Raw genomic sequence first — 15,710 nt, forward strand, 5'->3', positions numbered from 1 at the left:
TCGCGTGTCACGCGACCCGGCCGCGGGCACACGGCCGGTGCGCTCCCTCGCGGCGTCTACGCACAACGTATCCGAATGGTGTACCGAAGGATCGAACGGCCGTCCACCGCCCGCCCGTCGGTTGACCGCAGCGGCGGGGCGACCGCTAGAATGGCTTAATCTCAGCAGGAGCCAGGCGATGAAGACAGTAGTGGTAACCGGCTGCAGCCGGGGGATCGGGCTCGAATTCGTGCGGCAGCTGCTGGCGCGCGGGGACCGGGTGTTCGCGGGCGTGCGCAAGCCCGAAACCGCGTCAGAACTGACGGCATTGGCGGCGGCCGAGCCGGAGCAGCTGACGGTGCTGCCGCTGGACGTCACCCAGGCCGCCCACCGCGCCAATCTGGCGGCCACGCTGGGTGACCGGGGGATCGACTTGCTGATCGCGAACGCCGGCGTCTATGGCCCGGTGCCGGACCGGCTCGGGCAAACCGACGAGGACGGCTGGCTCGAGACCTTCCGCGTCAACGCGATCGCACCGCGCCAGCTGGTCGAGACACTGCTGCCACAGTTGCGCGCGGGGAACCGCCCGTGCATTGCGCTGCTGAGTTCCAAGATGGGTTCGATGGGCGACAACGGTTCCGGCGGCGCCTACATCTACCGTTCGTCCAAGGCCGCACTCAATGCAGTTGGAGTCAGCCTCGCCCGGGACCTCGCGGACCAGGGAATCCTGACCCTCGTGCTGCATCCCGGCTGGGTGCTCACCGACATGGGCGGCCCCAACGCCGAGATCACGGTATCCGAATCGGTTGCGCAGATGCTGGCCACCCTGGACCGCGCATCGTCGGCCGACAACGGACGCTTCATCGATATCGACGGCAGCACGATCCCCTGGTAGCGCCGATCCCGGCCAGCCGCACCTGCGGCTGTGCCGCGACCTATACCGCCAGCCCGCTGTCGGGTCTCGGGTCGACACGCGGAGTCTGCGGGTCCGGCACCTCGGTCGACAGTTCGATCTCGACGGTGTCACCCTGCTGCCAGTACCGCAGTTGCGCATTCTCGCCGGACGGGGTCTGACGGACGAGTTCCAGGAAGTCCATGGGCGCCTCTGGGACCTCGCCGTTGACTTCCAGAATCAGCGCGCCGGGTTCCAGCCCCTTCGCCGCGGCCTCGCCCGCCACGCGGCTGACCAGCAACCCCGGCAGGTCGGGCAACTCCAGCGCCTCGCGCAGATCGGGCGTGACCGCGCCGACGGTGATGCCCAGCGCCGTGACCACCGGGTCGTCGGGCAGCGCCTCGAACCCGCGTCCCCGCGTCGCCACCAATACATCCGGCGCTACCAGGATCTGCGCGCCGGTGCGAACCGCAAGCGCCAGCGCGTCGCTGGGGCGGCTGTCGACGTAGACCAGTTCGTCCCGGTGTTCCAGTTTCAGCTCCAGCAACCCGATGTAGGTGCTGCCGACCAGGGCATCGACCATCACCCGCTGCACCGATCCCCCCGCCGAGCGGATCACGTCGGTCAACAGGTCGTGGGTCATCGGCCTGGGCACGGGAACCTCCCGCAGCGCCATCAGAATCGCCAGCGCCTCGTTCGGTCCGATGCTGATCGGCACCACGTCGCCGGAGCGGGGTTCGCGCAGCAGCACCACCGGGGATCCGCTGATGCTCTCGACACCGACGGTCGCCAGTTCCACCGGGATCATTTCCTCCAGCGGAACCTCGGGTTCGCGGGCGAATGCCTGAGACTGCACTGCCAACTGCACCAGCAGAAGCGCCACCGCGATCGCCCAGCCTCGTAGCGGGAACATCATCGTCACCTCGGGATTCGGTTGTAGGTTTTTGAGTTGCGACCGGCCTGCCATCGTTTCGTTCAGGGGCGGCCGGCCGGGTTACATTCCGCTCCCGAAGGTCGAGAAGGCCTGGCTCGCCACCACCCAGAGCAGGTACCCACCGTACGCGACCAGCATGGCCGCCGCCAGGATGCTGATCGGCCGGATACCACGCGGTTCGGGTACCGGCTCGCCGAGGTTGCGCAGGCGCCGCTCGCGCAGGAACTGCCGCAGCCTCCACCAGGCAAAGGCGATCAGCACGGCCAGGGTCACGATTTTCCAGAACATCCGAATCAGCTCTCTTGGGAAAGTGGGCGGTCATCGCCGATCATGGTCGCGCTGCAGGTGCTGCGACAGAAATGCAGGGATCCGCCGGGCCAGGTACCGCCGCCCCGCTCGTTCCAGGAACCCCACATGCCCACCGCTCCGGTGGCATTCCAGCACGACCTGCTCGGGCAGATCTTCAGGGGCAGGCAGGCCATCGGGCGTCATGAACGGATCGTTGGCCGCATGGATCAGCAGCGTGGGCACCCGGATATCCCCGAGCACGTGGATGCTGCTGGCCCGTTCGTAGTAGTCGTCGGCGTCGGCGAATCCATGAATCGGGGCGGTGATGCGGGCATCAAACTGCCGGAAGCTGCGCATTTCGTCCAGCCCGCTGCAAAGATCGAGACGCGCGAGCACCCGGCACTTCCTGCGCCACTGCCGTTTCATCTCCTCCAGAATGCGGCGCTGGTACAGGCGCGCCACGCCGCGGTTCAAACAGCGCTCCGCGATAGGCAGCCGGTACGGCACCGAGACCGCCACCGCGCAATCGAGCAATGTCTCGCCACCATCGCGCGCCAGCGCGTGGAGCAGCGCACTTCCCCCCAGGGACACGCCCACCGCGGCCACCAGCCTGCGCGGATACCGGCGGCGCAATTGCATCACCACCTCCCGGGGGTCGTCCGCCTCGGCCATGTGGTAGCCGCGCAGCTTGCGGTTCGGTTCGCCGCCCGCGCCACGGAAGTGCATTACGCCGGCCCAGAAGCCGTGGGCGTGCAGCGCCCGCAGCAGCGATACCGCGTAGGCCGAACGGCTGCTTCCGCCCAGACCATGTAGCAACAGCACGACCGGTCCGCCCGGATCCGGCGCCCAGTCCAGCGACAGGAAATCGTCGTCCGGCAGCGTGATACGTTCCCTGCGCAGCATCGGCCGTCGCTTCCAGAGGGACAGGTTGGGGACGATCGTTTGCAAATGCGCGCCAGGCAACCACCAGGCTGGACGGAAGGGGCGTTCCGAATCCACTGGCCTCACCATGCCACGGCTCCGCTGTCCGGCCGGCCGGCGCCGGCGAGCATCATGTCGGCCAGCGTCCGATCCAGACACGCGCCGCAGAAGACCCGCCCGTGCCCGCTCTGGTGCCGGAGATCGACGCCCGCGTCACGGGCTTCGCCCTGCCGGTCGATCCGCAACGCACTCAACGGTACTGGCGCAGGTACCACCACTCGAACGCGCGCTTGGCCCAGTGGAACATCGGGGTGGCCGGCAGGATCACGCTACGCTTCTCGGTGCGCTTGACCAGGATCCCGCTGGAACGGGTGTCGACGATGCAGATCAGTTCGGTCTTGTAGGTCTGGCTGGGCGCCTTGCCGGCAAACTCGCCGAGCAGGTTCGCCACCGCCGCCTCGGCCTGCAGGTCGGCCATGTGCGCCTGCTTCGGCAGCCAGTCCGGCCCGGGGAAACTGCCCGAGTCCCCCGCCACATAGACCTTGTCCTGCCCTACCACCTGGCAGAACTCGTTCGCCTGCAACAGCCCGCCTTCCGAGCGCGGGAGCTCGGTATCGTCGAACCAGGCATTGCCGGTCATGCCGGGCATGAACACGATCAGGTCGGCGCCGAACTCGCCGCCCTCGGTGATCACCTTGTCCGCCTCGAAAGCCTTCAGCTTGTGGCCGAGGTGGGTCTCGATGTCGCGGCGCTTCATCTCCTTCAGCAAACCTTCCACCGCCTTCGGCCCGAGCCGGTTTCCGGGTTTCGGTGCGGGCGTGAAGAATACGAGCTTGAACCGGTCCCGGTCGCCCCGCTTGCGCAGGTGCTGGTCGATCCCGAACATGAATTCGAATACCGGGCCGCCGCGCATCGCCGAGGGCTCCTTCGGATTTCCCGCGAAACCGAAGGCGATCGTGCCCCCCTGCATCGCGGCGATGCGATCACGGATCGCGACCGCCGCCGGCACCCCTTCGCAGGGGGTAATCGAATGCTCGATGCCCGGGAGCTTCTTCAGAAAACGCCCGCCCGAGGCGATCACCAGCCCGTCGTTCGGTACCTCGCCGGCATCGGTGATCACCACCCGGCCGCCGTCGCGCAGACCGGTGGCCGAGGCCTGGTGGTAGTTCACGCCCATACGCCTGAAGAAGGGATTCAGGTCCACGACCACGTCCTCGGGCCGGCGCAGGCCGGTGGGAATCCAGATCGTGCTCGGGTAATAAACAAGTTCCGGCTTCGGGGCGATCACGTCGATCGTCAGGTCACGGTCGGCCGCGCGCAGCTTCCGGACAGCGGTCAGGGCACCGAACCCGGCGCCGATCACGGTGATACGGGTCATCAGCAGGATTCCTTAATATCGGGCATGCCCCATTGTATGGGGTCCCATGCACGCGGGGCCAATTCCCGATCGACGCCAAACGGCTGATTCGCACGTGTTCCAGGTGTACCCGCCCCCGCGTCAGGTCTAACTTCCATGGCCTATGTGGCCACCCCCGATGATGAAAGAGGCGTAGGGCGGAAAAGGCCGAAGGCCGTCATCCGCCAGCCGGCGCCCGGATTGCCGCGGGCGCCTGGGCACTGCGAACGCCGTACGGCGGATGACGCTGCGCTTTTCCGCCCTACGGCACACCTGGGGCGCGACGCGGGTTCTTTCACGTTAGAATAACGCCGGTCTCGTCGTCGAGGATTTCCCATCGTGAAGGAACACCCGCTGCTCATTGGCGCGGCCGGTCATCCCGTGGCCATCACCGCGAAGATGGCCAACCGCCATGGCCTGATCGCCGGCGCCACCGGCACCGGCAAGACCATCACCCTGCAGGTGCTTGCGCAGAGCTTCTCGGACATGGGCGTCCCGGTGTTCGTGCCCGACATCAAGGGCGATCTCTCGGGGATTGCCGCCGCGGGCAACGCCAGCGAACGCGTGCACGAGCGCGCCCGCCGCGTCGGCCTGGATCGCATCGAGTTCCACGGCGCGCCCACGGTGTTCTGGGATGCACTCGGCGAACACGGCCATCCCCTGCGCCTGACCCTCGCCGACTTCGGCCCGGTGTTGCTGAGCCGGTTGCTGAACCTGAACGATACCCAGACCGGCCTGATGCAGCTGGTGTTCCGCGTGGCGGATGACCAGGGCTGGCTGCTGCTCGATCTCAAGGATCTACGCGCAATGCTTGCCTGGGTCCACGACCACCGCAGGGACTTGAACAGCCGCTACGGCAGCGTCGCCCCGGCAAGCATCGGCGCGATCCAGCGCTCGCTGCTGATGCTCGAAGCACAGGACGGCGAACGGTTCTTCGGCGAGCCTGCGGTGACGCTGGACGATTTCCTGCAGACCGACGCCGGCGGCAGGGGTGTGGTCAATATCCTGCATGCCGAACGGCTCTACCGGAACAGCCCGCTGATCTATTCGACGCTGCTGTTGTGGCTGCTGTCGGAGCTGTTCGAGCAACTGCCCGAAGTCGGCGACCCCGACAAACCCCGATGCGTGCTGTTCTTCGACGAGGCCCACCTGCTGTTCCGCGATACGCCGAAATCGCTGGTCGACCGCATCGAACAGGTGGTCCGGCTGATCCGCTCCAAGGGCGTCGGGGTCTATTTCGTGACTCAGAGTCCGACCGATCTGCCCGAGGCCGTGCTCGGCCAGTTGGGCAACCGGGTGCAACATGCGCTGCGAGCCTTCACGCCGCGCGACCAGCGCGCGGTTCGCGTCGCGGCCCAGACGTTTCGCCCGAATCCCGAGCTCGACACCGAAGCCGTGCTGACCGAGCTCGGCGTTGGCGAAGCCCTTGTCTCGGTTCTCGATTCCGGAGGCCGGCCGACCCCGGTGGAACGCACGCTGATCCGTCCGCCCGCCAGCCGGATCGGCCCGCTGACCGACAGCGAACGCCGTGCAATCCTGGAAAGCTCCGTGCTGGCGGGCGTGTACGACGAACCGCTCGACCGCGAATCCGCGTACGAAATCCTGCAACGGCAAGCCGAGGCCGCGCTGGACGCGGAGCACACCGTCGATGTGCGCCCTCAGCGCCCGGCCCCACCGCGCAAGCCGGCCCGGGGCGGCCGCCCCCGCGAGGGCGTCCTGGCCGCCACCGCACGAAGCACCGCCCGGTCGATCGGCACCCAGATCGGGCGGCAGATCGTCCGCGGCCTGCTCGGCTCGCTGACCGGTAGGCGGCGGTGATCCGAAGCCCGGGTCCCGAGCCGCTCCTGGCACTCCCGCCACCCGGATACGACCGAATCGGCCCGCGGCGCCCCTCTGCCTGCGACAGGTCTTGACGTACACCCCGGATCCGTGTCAAGTGAGAGCATGTACCCGGCGCCGTCCTGCCCGATGCCGCAAGGCCGGCGAGCGGTCGGTCCCGACCGGCAACGGCATGCTTGGACACCGGCCGCGATGGGCGGCCCCGAACCAGATCATTGAGGAATTCGTATGTCACGCTGGAAAGGCAGTATCCATGAGCTGCTGACCGAGGAGCAGCTGAAGACCATCGAGGAATCGCTGGCGGACGCCCCGGCGGGTCTTTGCGTGGACAAGCGCGGACTGCCGCTGAATCGTTATCCGGGAATGCTCAGCGATCTGGATCGAAGCAGTGCCGATGGCTACAAGGTCGTGGCGTCCGAACGCCCGGTCACCGAACAGGGCATGATCCTGATCTCGACCGCGCCGATCCCGGAGATTCGGAATGCGCTGCTGCGCATCCGGACCGATGACGACCACCAGCAGCGAATCTCCGGCCGCGCTACTGGCTCCCGTCCGGGTCAACGCGAGGAAGATCTGCAGCAGAAGACCGAGTTCCATTTCTGCGTATTCGAGCCCGAGGCTACCCAGCCCCGCTGATGCGCCGTCGCAGGAACGGATCGACAGCCGGCGCCATGAGGCCTGTGGACTGGCGCTTGGCCTGGTCCTCCCAACTGCCGGGGGCGCCCATCCTGACGCTGATGCTCGCTCTGCTGTTTTCCGCTGCGATCAGCGCCGCAGCTACCCCCGTCCCGGCAGCGGAAAGGAACTCCGCACTGATCGAAGCCTTCCTGGACGAACGCGGCACCCTGCAGGTGCGGGAAACATTGGATCTTCGCGAGACGGTTCCCGGCAACGTACTGGAACGCGTGCTGATCCCGCCGCCCGGCGCGCAGATTACGTTGGGGAAAGCGGTCCGGATGCATCCGGATGGCCAGGAAACCCCGCTGTCCCCCGTCGACACCGACACCGGAACGAACGGCGCCGCCGACCGGCATCTTCGGCTGCGCTGGATGCTGGACGACCCCGCCCCAAGCACGGCGCATGTCCCGGTGCGCATCCGGATCGAGTACGAACTGAGCGGAGCCCTGCGCCCGGCATGGGACCTTGCCGGAGCACAGGCCGCCCCCGATACCCGCGACATACCGATGCTGCACAACCCACTGCTTCGCGGTCGGGAACTGCTGCTCGCCTGGCGCAACGCGGCCCAGTGCCTGGAACGATGCGTCCGGCTGGATCACGAAATCCGGTTTCCACCTGGCGACGGGCGACCCGCGGTCGACACTGCCGACATCACTTACCGCCTCGACTACGCCGGCCACTGGCAGCCACTGCTCCCGGAGCGCGAACCGACGATCACCACCGGCGATCACGGCCAGCGCATGCAACTCACGTTCGACTACCTGGGATCCGGAGCGCCACCCGGAGTGGCATTCGTGCCCGCACTGATCCGGATCGGATCGATCGCCGCCCTGCCGCTTGCCGGACTGGCGTTCTTACTGGCCTTCACGCGGTCCCGGATACCGCGCCAGGCGCGGCGCCGGGTCATCGACCGGAACTGGTTCGAACGGGAAATCATGGAGCAGCCACCGGAACTGGTGGCGACCTGGCTGCAGGAATCCCCGCCGGAGGATGCGTTCGAACGGATGCTCGAGCGGCTCGTGGCGCAGGGCCGGGTGGACTTGGAAGTTCTGCGGCCCGCCACCGACACGGTTCCGGCACGAATCCGGCTGCGCCTGCTCGCGGACCCGGATACCCTCCATCCGGTCGAGCGCCAGGTGTTGCAGGCGCTCTTCGGCGCCTCCCATGAGTTTCGCAGCGACCTGCACCGGGCACGGCACCGCAGCACCGGGTTCGACCCCGGCTGGATCACCGCGACCATCCTGCAACAGGCCGCGCCTGCGGGCGCGGCAGCGCCGCGCTCACACCCGCTGCGACCGGCGATCACCGTCCTCCTGCTCGGTTCAGGACTGGCGCTTGCCGCGCTCGACGTCCTGCTGCTGCGCGAGTGGCCCGTGGCGCTGGCAGGCGGCGTGCTGGGCTTGCTGCTGATCTTCGCCACGACACCCACACGGTGGTGGCACCCGCTTCGCAGTGCCGTCGCCGCACTGTACTGGCTGGTTCCGCTGGCCATCATCACAGCCATCGCGGTGCTGGTCCATCTGATGGTCGACCCTCCGCTTGGCTCGGCGGCGAGCATCGGGCTTGCGCTGATCCTCCTATCGGGCTTCCACCATGTGTTGGCCAATACCCGGGGGTTCGACCCGGCGATCGAACGCCGCCACCGAATGCGGCAGGGTCGCGAATGGGCGCGGCACGAGCTGCAGGGCGCTGAGCCCGAACTGGACGATAGCTGGTGGTTCCACCTCGATGCGCTGGGCTTGTCCCCGGCGCTGAACCGCTGGCGCCGCCGCCATGCGCCCCGCGACTCGGGCGATGCGGCCGAAGCCACGGCTACGCCGGCATTCTCCGGCGGCGCGCCCGCTCCGCCAGCGCTGCCCGACGCCTGGACCGATGCCTTGTACGTACCGGTTCAGGAAGACGACCGCGTGCCCTTCTAGCGGCCCGTACGGGCCGGCCAGCGCTCGCTCCGGCACCGCCAAGCCTCCAAGCGGTGCGTCTGCTGCGCTCGGTTCACCCTGGCGCACCCATCGCGTCGCGGTGGCGGGCGCTTGCCCCGCGATCGTCAGACCAGCGTTCGGGCGGCGGTCTGTACCGGGTCCCAGACCGGGGAGAACGGCGGGGCATAGGCGAGATCGAGGTACACGAGTTGTTCGGCGGTCATCCGCGCGCTGATCGCGGCAGCAAGCGCGTCGATGCGCTTGCCAGCACCGTTCGCGCCAACGATCTGTCCGCCGAGCAGCCGCCCGCTCGAATCCTCGACGACCAGCTTGACCTTGACCTTGCCGGCACCTGGGAAGAAGTGCGATCGGGTCAGCGCGTCGACGGTCTTCGTCCGGTACGCGATCCCCAGATCTCGGGTCTCCGATTCCGAAAGCCCGGTGCGGGCGATCTCGAGGTCCTGAAACCGGGTGATCGCGGTCCCCAGCACCCCGGGGAATTCCTGCCGGCCTCCGCTCAGGTTGATGCCGGCCACCAGCCCGTGCTTGTTCGCGACGGTGCCCAGCGCGATGAACGCAGGCCGCTCCTTCACCAGATGGAACGATTCGGCGCAGTCGCCCGCGGCCCAGACATCGGCAGCCGACGTCTGCATCCGCCGGTTCACCCGAATCGCGCCCGATTCGCCCAGATCGATCCCGGCGTCGCGTGCCAGATCCGAGTTCGGCCGGATCCCGAGCCCGAGGATCACGAGATCGGCGTCGAGACGGCGCTTGTCGGTCGACAGCGAACAGACCCGCCCGTCAGCGCCGATGTCCAGACGTTCGAGCCTTTCTTCGAGGAAAACGCTTACCCCGGCAGCCCGCATCGTATCGACGATGCCCGCAGTCATGTCGGGGTCCATCGTCGTCATCACCTGCGCAGCCATGTCGATCAGCGAAACCTCGACGCCGCGCGCAACCAGAGCTTCTGCCATTTCGATGCCGACATACCCGCCGCCGGCGATCACCGCCGTTCGCGGCGGGTGCCGCCGCATGTCCTCGAACACATCGATCCCGCTTTGCAGCGTCGACAGGCTGAACACGTTCTCCGCGTGTACGTTCGGCAGATCCGGGACCAGCGGGGCTGCACCGGTCGCGATCAGCAACTCGTCCCAGGCTTCCCAGAAGCGCTCGCCACGGTCGAGATCCGAAACCTGCACGCGCTTGCCGGCGAGATCGATCCCGACGACCTCGTGCCGGATGCGCACGTCGATTTGCTGCTTCTCCCGGAAGACCTCGGGCCGGCGAGCGATCAGCGGTTCCGCGGAGTCGATCATTCCGGCAATGTAATAGGGCATGCCGCAGGCCGCGTACGAGGTGTGACGGCCGCGCTCGAAGACCACGATCTCGCGGTCGGGGTGTTCGCGGCGCACCTTGGATGCCGCGCTCATTCCGGCGGCATCGCCGCCGATCACGACCAGCTTTCGGTTCTGCATGAGAAGTCTCCCGATGGCATCGCAGGATCATCACCCGCCGGGTGCGAGGCCACTGTGACCGATGCTCGGCGAGACCGGTTGCGGGTGTGCCATCACGGCACACCCGCATGCTGCTCCCGTCCCCCACGTGGGGGACGGGCATTGCTGGCGCTTCACGCCTGTTGCAACACTTCCCGGTACGTCTGTTCGGCAAACATGGAAACCGCCATGCGTACGGTGGGCATGCGCACGCAGTTATTGAAAACCTTCGGTCCATGGACGAACAGGATGTCGGGCTTCACGTTCACGTGCGGCATGCCGCGCTGGGCCGCGTGCAGGCTTTCCCATTCGACCATCACCACGTATTCGGCCGGAATCGTGTAGCCCTCCCAGACCTCGGCGGTGCGCTCAAGCTTGGCGCCCGGCGTGCCTTTCATGCGTTCCATGATCGACTCCACGGTCGCATGCCCCGAACCCAGGGTCGAGATGCCCACCCGCTTCAGGATCTGGTAGCCGATCATGCCGTTGCTCTGGCGCAGCAGATCCAGTGTCCGGATCTCGCCCTCCTCGAACTCGCCTTCCCTGCCCGGCCGAACGATGTGCGTTGCGAGCACGGTGACGGTTTGACCCGAGTCCACCGCGAGCTGCCCGATGTCGCGGCCCTCCGCCCGCGCCTGCTCGAACTGGTTCATCGACACCAGCCTGGGCAGCTGGCTTTTCACGATGCGATAGACCGGTTCTTCGGGACCGTCCAGCAGCACGTTGCCGCATTTGTCGCAGGCAGTGACCACCACATCCTCGAAGGTTTCGTGGAACTCCTCGTGCGCCTCCAGGCTGTCCCAGTAGGTGAACTGGTCGATCCAGATATGCGAGAGCTCCTGCGCCATGTCGGTACTGGCACCCCAGCGCATGCCCATCGGGCAGCTCCCGGTCTGGCGCATCAGGTCGAATCCCCGAAAGCCGGGGGTCAGCGCGGTGGCCAGACACATTTCGGAACTGGCCTGGCGCATCATCCGCATCAGGTTGGGGTTGTTCTCCACCAGCACGCGGTTGATCGCCACGTACAGCGGAGAATCGGGCTCGGCGTCGAACAGTGCCTTGATATCGGTGTTCATTGTTCCCCTCGTGCCGGCCGCCACCGAGCTCAGTGCAGATAGCGGGTGAAGGTGAGTTCGAACTCGTTCTGGTCCATCTGGATGAAACCCGTCTGGGGACCGGTGTTCGGATTGGTGCCGCTGACCCGCTCCCTGGGCGCATGCATGAACGCGCCGGTGATCTCGCTGCGGTTGTCGATCCGGTAGCTCAAGCCCAGTGTGTAATGCCGGCGGGTCACACCCGGGGCGAGGATGTTGAACAGCGCCTGGGTGCTCGGAACCGGCTGATCGCCGTAGGCCATGCCGGCACGCAGGGTCAGGTCCGGGTTGACCCGCCACTGGCCACCCAGCTTGTAGGCGGTGATGTCCTTCCAACCGAAACCGACGCCATCGCTGCCGCCCAGTGCGCCCGGTGCGATCGGCAGGTCGTTGGGGTTGCTGATCGACTTGATATCGGAATAGAGGTAGCGCTGCACATCGAAGGCAACCGTGACGTCCGGCGTGACCTTGTAGGCGAGTCCGACGTTCCAGGTGCCGGCGATGTCGAACCTGCCTTCCTCTGCAAACAGCCCGCGATACTTGTCAAAGCGGCTCATCTTGAGCTTGCTCTGGTACGACGCCCCCAAACTCAGCTCGTCGGTGATCTGCCCCAGCCAGCCGATCCGGATACCCGCACCGTAGGAATAGTCGCGGCCGTTGTTGGTCACGTGGTCCGGATGGATCGATACCGGCCGGAACGGCTCGAGGCCGGTAGCCTTGAAGCCCTGGACGGCCAGGATCGGCGTGATGCCAAAGCTGTGATGCTCGTTCAGGCGACGCGAATAACTGACGCCGATCGCCAGCTGCACCAGGTCGATCCCGGTGGGAGAAGTCGCCTGAAACTGCTCCGGCGCGTCGGGTGGCGAAAAGTTCTCGAACACTGCGGTGCTGTAGTCGGTGTTCATCCCACCGTTCCCGGCCAGCGACAGCGTCAGGGAGCTGTTCTCATCGAGCATCCAGTTGCGGGCGAAGTTGGGAATCAGGAACCAATCCGTTCCGCTCTTGATTCGGCCGGGGGTAATAAAGGCAAACGGCGGCGACTCGAAGTTGTCGTCGGCGGTGTAACTCCGGTTGGGATTGAAAAGCGTGGCCCCCACCGCCCAGACGTCCCCGAGATGGACGAGGGTGGCGGGATTGGTCATTCCCGCGAGCGGATCCTGGGCCAGCGCTGTCCCGGCGCCCCCCATACCCTTGCTCTGGGTTCCGTAACCGTAGCCGTAATACCCGAACGTGGCCTCGGCCGTTTGCGGAACAGCTACCACGCCCCCGAGCCCCAGCCCCGCCAGCGCGAGACCCAATGCGGTCCTTCGAATGGAACTTGCCACCAGACCTTCCTCCTTCGTATCCATGCTTCTTTGGTTGTGAACCGGCCACGGTCAGCGCCGGCGGGCTACGCCGCTACCGTGCCCCCCTGCGGGCGAAGGACGGCAGCTTCGCAAGAGCGGACATGGTTACCCGTTCGCAGGCCGGTATGTCAATATGCATCTGGGGCGGGTATGCGCTAGCGCATTGTCCGGGCGACAGTTTTTCCGGACCCTGTCGTCGGCACCAGCCGAATCGCGTGCAACCCCGGTTAAGATGGGTGCGCAGTATCCCGATCGAGCGCCGCCCGACCGCCTTTCACAACCGACGGGAATCGCATGAATCGCTTGACCCTCACCCGCCCCGACGACTGGCACCTCCATCTGCGCGACGGCGACGTGCTGCGCACCGTGTTGCCCGACAGTGCGCGGCGCTTTGCCCGCGCCATCGTAATGCCCAATCTGAAACCGCCGGTGGTCGACACCGAGCAGGCCCGGGCGTATCGCGAGCGCATTCTTTCCGTGCTGCCGGAAGGTCGCGCGTTCGAACCCCTGATGACGCTGTACCTGACCGAGGCCACCCCGGTGGACGAAATCGCGCGCGCGCAGGCCAGCGGGATCGTGTACGGGGTGAAATACTACCCGGCGGGCGCGACGACGAATGCCGCCAGCGGGGTCGCCGACCCGCGGCGCTGCTACCCGGTGTTCGAGGCCATGCAGCGCCACGGACTGCCGCTGCTGGTGCATGGCGAGTCGATCGATCCGTCGGTCGACGTGTTCGACCGCGAGGCGGTCTTCATCGAGCGTACGCTGGAACCCCTGATACGGGACTTTCCCGAATTGCGGATCGTGCTCGAGCACATCACCACCCGCACCGCAGTGGAGTTCGTCGGCGCGGCGCCGGCCTGGATCGGCGCCACCATCACCGCACATCACCTGCTGCTGAACCGCAACGCGATGTTCCAGGGCGGGATGCGCCCGCACCATTACTGCCTGCCCCTGCTGAAGCGCGAGACGCACCGCCAGGCGTTGATAGCGGCCGCCACCGGGGGCAACCCCAAGTTCTTCCTGGGCACCGACAGTGCGCCGCACCCCAGGCACGCCAAGGAATCCGGCTGCGGCTGCGCCGGCATCTACACCGCGCACGCGGCGATCGAGCTCTACGCCGAGGTATTCGATGCGGTCGGCGCGCTGGAGCGCCTCGAGGCGTTCGCCAGTTTCCACGGTGCCGATTTCTATCGCCTGCCCCGGAACCGGGAAACCGTGACCCTGGAGCGGCAGGCCTGGACGGTCCCGGACGAGGTCGCATTCGGGGACCGTCCCGGGGTTCCGCTGCGCGCCGGAGAAACCGTTGCCTGGCGGCTGGTCGACGGATGACACTGGACGCCGGTACCCACCTGCTGCTTTCCCACGCGTTCCTGGAGCTGCAATGACGAACCCGACCGCCAGTCTCTCCGACGGCGAACTCGACGAACTCGACGCGTTCTTCATGTCCGAGGCCGTGCCCGAAGCGGCGATGGATCTGGCCATGCTGGATGGCTACCTGACCACGATTGCGCTGAACCCGGAACTGATCCCGCCCAGCGTTTGGCTGCCGTGGGTCTGGGACACGGATGCGGGACAGGACAACCCGGAATTCCACGACACGGCGGAGGCCGAACACATCCTCGGCCTGATCATGCGCCACTACAATCACGTGCTGACGCTGGTCGGCCGCGGATCCCCGGAACCGATATTTGGCCAGCCCATCGCGACACAGGGCGAACCCTTCACCATCGTCGAGGAATGGGCGGGAGGCTTCGTGTTCGGAATCACGACCTTCGCGGACCCCTGGTGGACACAACTGCAGGAACAGGCACCCGAACTGCTGGCACCGATCCTGCTGCACGGCACCGACGAGGGCCTCGACATACTGGATGAGGCCCCCGAGGAGATGGACGTCGCGCTCCGCGACGCCCCGGATCAGATCGTCGAGAGCCTGCAACATCTGCAGGACTACTTCGCACCGTTGCAGCAGCAACGCGCCGTACAGCGCACGCAATCCGTTCGGCGCGCAGTCCCGAAAGTCGGCCGCAACGACCCCTGCCCCTGCGGTTCGGGCAAGAAATTCAAGAAATGCTGCGGGGCCGCGCCGGCTTCGGCCTAGGAGCCAGCCCGCCAGGCGGCCAGCTCCGCGCCAATGCGCCAGCCCCCGGTCGACGCGCGTGGCTTGGGTCGCACGCGAAGCCCTCGGCATCGGCGCGGCTTCGCACCGGGCGCGGCCGATTCGCTTTCCGACCCGCGCCGAATCACGGGCGGGCACGGATGATGGCAGTGTTCGCCGATTGGCTCCCGTTGTCCCCGGCGGAACCTGGCTTCTTTACCGAAAGCGGTCGGCGGCCTCCCGGAAGGCCCGGGCCATGTCGTCCCATGCGGCATCCATGCCGTCGCGCATCCGCCTCCAGGAATCCTCGCCCGCACGCTGCATCTCGCGCAGCCGTTCCTCCATTGCATCGCGCTGCTCGCGCATTTCCTTGAGCTGCGCGTCGTATTTCAGCCTCATGTCGGCCTCGGCTTCCCGGGCCCTGGCCTCGAATTTGGCAAGTTCGGCATTCCATTCGTCGATGCTGGCCTTGAGCTTGTCGAGATAGGCGTCGCGATCACTCATTTGCATTTCTCCCATGGGATCCTGAACGTGAAAATCGCGCCTGGCGCGACCGACATCCGCTGCCGACGCTACGGGAACCGATCATCACGCCACGTGCCAGCGGTTCATCCTTCGGCCGCGCGGTGGCGCCACGATCGTTGGCCGACGACACCCCGGCCGCCGATCCCAGAGGCATCCAGACGCTGGAGCCACTGCCCCCCCGGTGCACTATGCTTCGTACCGATGGATGCAAGAAGCATAGTGCACCCCACGCAGACCATCACGGGAAATGCCCCACGAATGTCGAATGGAGCCGCGATGAGAACCCGGCTTGCCTGCCAGCCCGGCAC

General features: G+C 66.8%; 15 protein-coding genes. 6 read left to right on the forward strand and 9 right to left on the reverse strand.

Going from position 1 to position 15,710, the window contains the following annotated elements; genetic code table 11:
- The first annotated feature begins 178 nt into the window (after window positions 1-178).
- Window positions 179-874 (forward strand): SDR family oxidoreductase, encoded by a 696-nt coding sequence (locus THITH_RS10565; protein WP_006748129.1) that lies wholly within the window; start codon window positions 179-181, stop codon window positions 872-874.
- Window positions 875-914: 40 nt separating this feature from the next.
- Here the strand turns inward: THITH_RS10565 and THITH_RS10570 are convergent, their stop codons facing one another.
- The 5 genes from THITH_RS10570 to THITH_RS10585 all read right to left on the reverse strand — a co-directional run bounded on the left by THITH_RS10570 (window position 915) and on the right by THITH_RS10585 (window position 4,392).
- Window positions 915-1,787: a bifunctional nuclease domain-containing protein gene (locus tag THITH_RS10570; RefSeq protein ID WP_006748128.1), complete on the reverse strand. Its 873-nt coding sequence runs from the start codon at window positions 1,785-1,787 to the stop codon at window positions 915-917.
- Window positions 1,788-1,865: 78 nt separating this feature from the next.
- A complete protein-coding gene (locus THITH_RS10575; RefSeq protein ID WP_006748127.1) occupies window positions 1,866-2,093 on the reverse strand; it encodes a hypothetical protein in 228 nt (75 codons plus the stop codon).
- Between the two features lie 30 nt (window positions 2,094-2,123).
- The gene (locus THITH_RS10580; protein WP_006748126.1) at window positions 2,124-3,104 is read right to left on the reverse strand and encodes a hydrolase; all 981 of its coding nucleotides are present in this window, start codon (window positions 3,102-3,104) and stop codon (window positions 2,124-2,126) included.
- Window positions 3,098-3,268 (reverse strand): hypothetical protein, encoded by a 171-nt coding sequence (locus THITH_RS18535; RefSeq protein ID WP_156925516.1) that lies wholly within the window; start codon window positions 3,266-3,268, stop codon window positions 3,098-3,100. Before THITH_RS18535 ends, THITH_RS10580 begins: the two co-directional genes overlap by 7 nt.
- Complete coding sequence (locus THITH_RS10585) at window positions 3,265-4,392, reverse strand: NAD(P)/FAD-dependent oxidoreductase (RefSeq protein WP_006748125.1); 1,128 nt, start codon at window positions 4,390-4,392, stop codon at window positions 3,265-3,267. The genes THITH_RS18535 and THITH_RS10585 overlap by 4 nt, the downstream gene beginning before the upstream one ends.
- A gap of 357 nt (window positions 4,393-4,749) precedes the next feature.
- Here THITH_RS10585 and THITH_RS10590 point away from each other — a divergent pair, with 357 nt between their 5' ends.
- The 3 genes from THITH_RS10590 (at window position 4,750) to THITH_RS10600 (ending at window position 8,846) form a co-directional block, all read left to right on the forward strand.
- Complete coding sequence (locus tag THITH_RS10590; RefSeq protein ID WP_006748124.1) at window positions 4,750-6,228, forward strand: helicase HerA-like domain-containing protein; 1,479 nt, start codon at window positions 4,750-4,752, stop codon at window positions 6,226-6,228.
- Window positions 6,229-6,477: 249 nt separating this feature from the next.
- Window positions 6,478-6,885, forward strand: a complete 408-nt coding sequence (locus THITH_RS10595; RefSeq protein ID WP_006748123.1) for a hypothetical protein — start codon at window positions 6,478-6,480, stop codon at window positions 6,883-6,885.
- A gap of 56 nt (window positions 6,886-6,941) precedes the next feature.
- Window positions 6,942-8,846 carry a DUF2207 domain-containing protein gene (locus tag THITH_RS10600; RefSeq protein WP_232222192.1) on the forward strand — a complete coding sequence of 635 codons (1,905 nt, stop codon included), beginning with the start codon at window positions 6,942-6,944 and terminating at the stop codon, window positions 8,844-8,846.
- Between the two features lie 125 nt (window positions 8,847-8,971).
- Here the strand turns inward: THITH_RS10600 and THITH_RS10605 are convergent, their stop codons facing one another.
- The 3 genes from THITH_RS10605 to THITH_RS10615 form a co-directional block, all read right to left on the reverse strand.
- A complete protein-coding gene (locus THITH_RS10605; RefSeq protein ID WP_006748121.1) occupies window positions 8,972-10,321 on the reverse strand; it encodes an FAD-dependent oxidoreductase in 1,350 nt (449 codons plus the stop codon).
- Between the two features lie 152 nt (window positions 10,322-10,473).
- Window positions 10,474-11,415 carry a sulfur oxygenase reductase family protein gene (locus THITH_RS10610; RefSeq protein WP_006748120.1) on the reverse strand — a complete coding sequence of 314 codons (942 nt, stop codon included), beginning with the start codon at window positions 11,413-11,415 and terminating at the stop codon, window positions 10,474-10,476.
- A 29-nt stretch (window positions 11,416-11,444) separates the two neighbouring features.
- Window positions 11,445-12,758 (reverse strand): OmpP1/FadL family transporter, encoded by a 1,314-nt coding sequence (locus THITH_RS10615; RefSeq protein WP_006748119.1) that lies wholly within the window; start codon window positions 12,756-12,758, stop codon window positions 11,445-11,447.
- 315 nt (window positions 12,759-13,073) lie between these two features.
- Here THITH_RS10615 and pyrC point away from each other — a divergent pair, with 315 nt between their 5' ends.
- Together pyrC and THITH_RS19275 are read left to right on the forward strand one after the other, a co-directional pair.
- Window positions 13,074-14,111, forward strand: a complete 1,038-nt coding sequence (gene pyrC, locus THITH_RS10620; protein ID WP_006748118.1) for a dihydroorotase — start codon at window positions 13,074-13,076, stop codon at window positions 14,109-14,111.
- A 52-nt stretch (window positions 14,112-14,163) separates the two neighbouring features.
- Window positions 14,164-14,880, forward strand: a complete 717-nt coding sequence (locus THITH_RS19275) for a UPF0149 family protein (protein ID WP_006748117.1) — start codon at window positions 14,164-14,166, stop codon at window positions 14,878-14,880.
- A 213-nt stretch (window positions 14,881-15,093) separates the two neighbouring features.
- On the opposite strand, the gene THITH_RS10630 is transcribed toward THITH_RS19275, so the two are convergent.
- Entirely contained in the window at window positions 15,094-15,381 is a 288-nt protein-coding gene (locus THITH_RS10630) for a sll1863 family stress response protein (RefSeq protein ID WP_006748116.1), read from the reverse strand.
- Window positions 15,382-15,710: the final 329 nt, after the last annotated feature.

It is taken from the genome of Thioalkalivibrio paradoxus ARh 1, assembly GCF_000227685.2.
In the GTDB taxonomy this organism is placed as follows: domain Bacteria; phylum Pseudomonadota; class Gammaproteobacteria; order Ectothiorhodospirales; family Ectothiorhodospiraceae; genus Thioalkalivibrio; species Thioalkalivibrio paradoxus.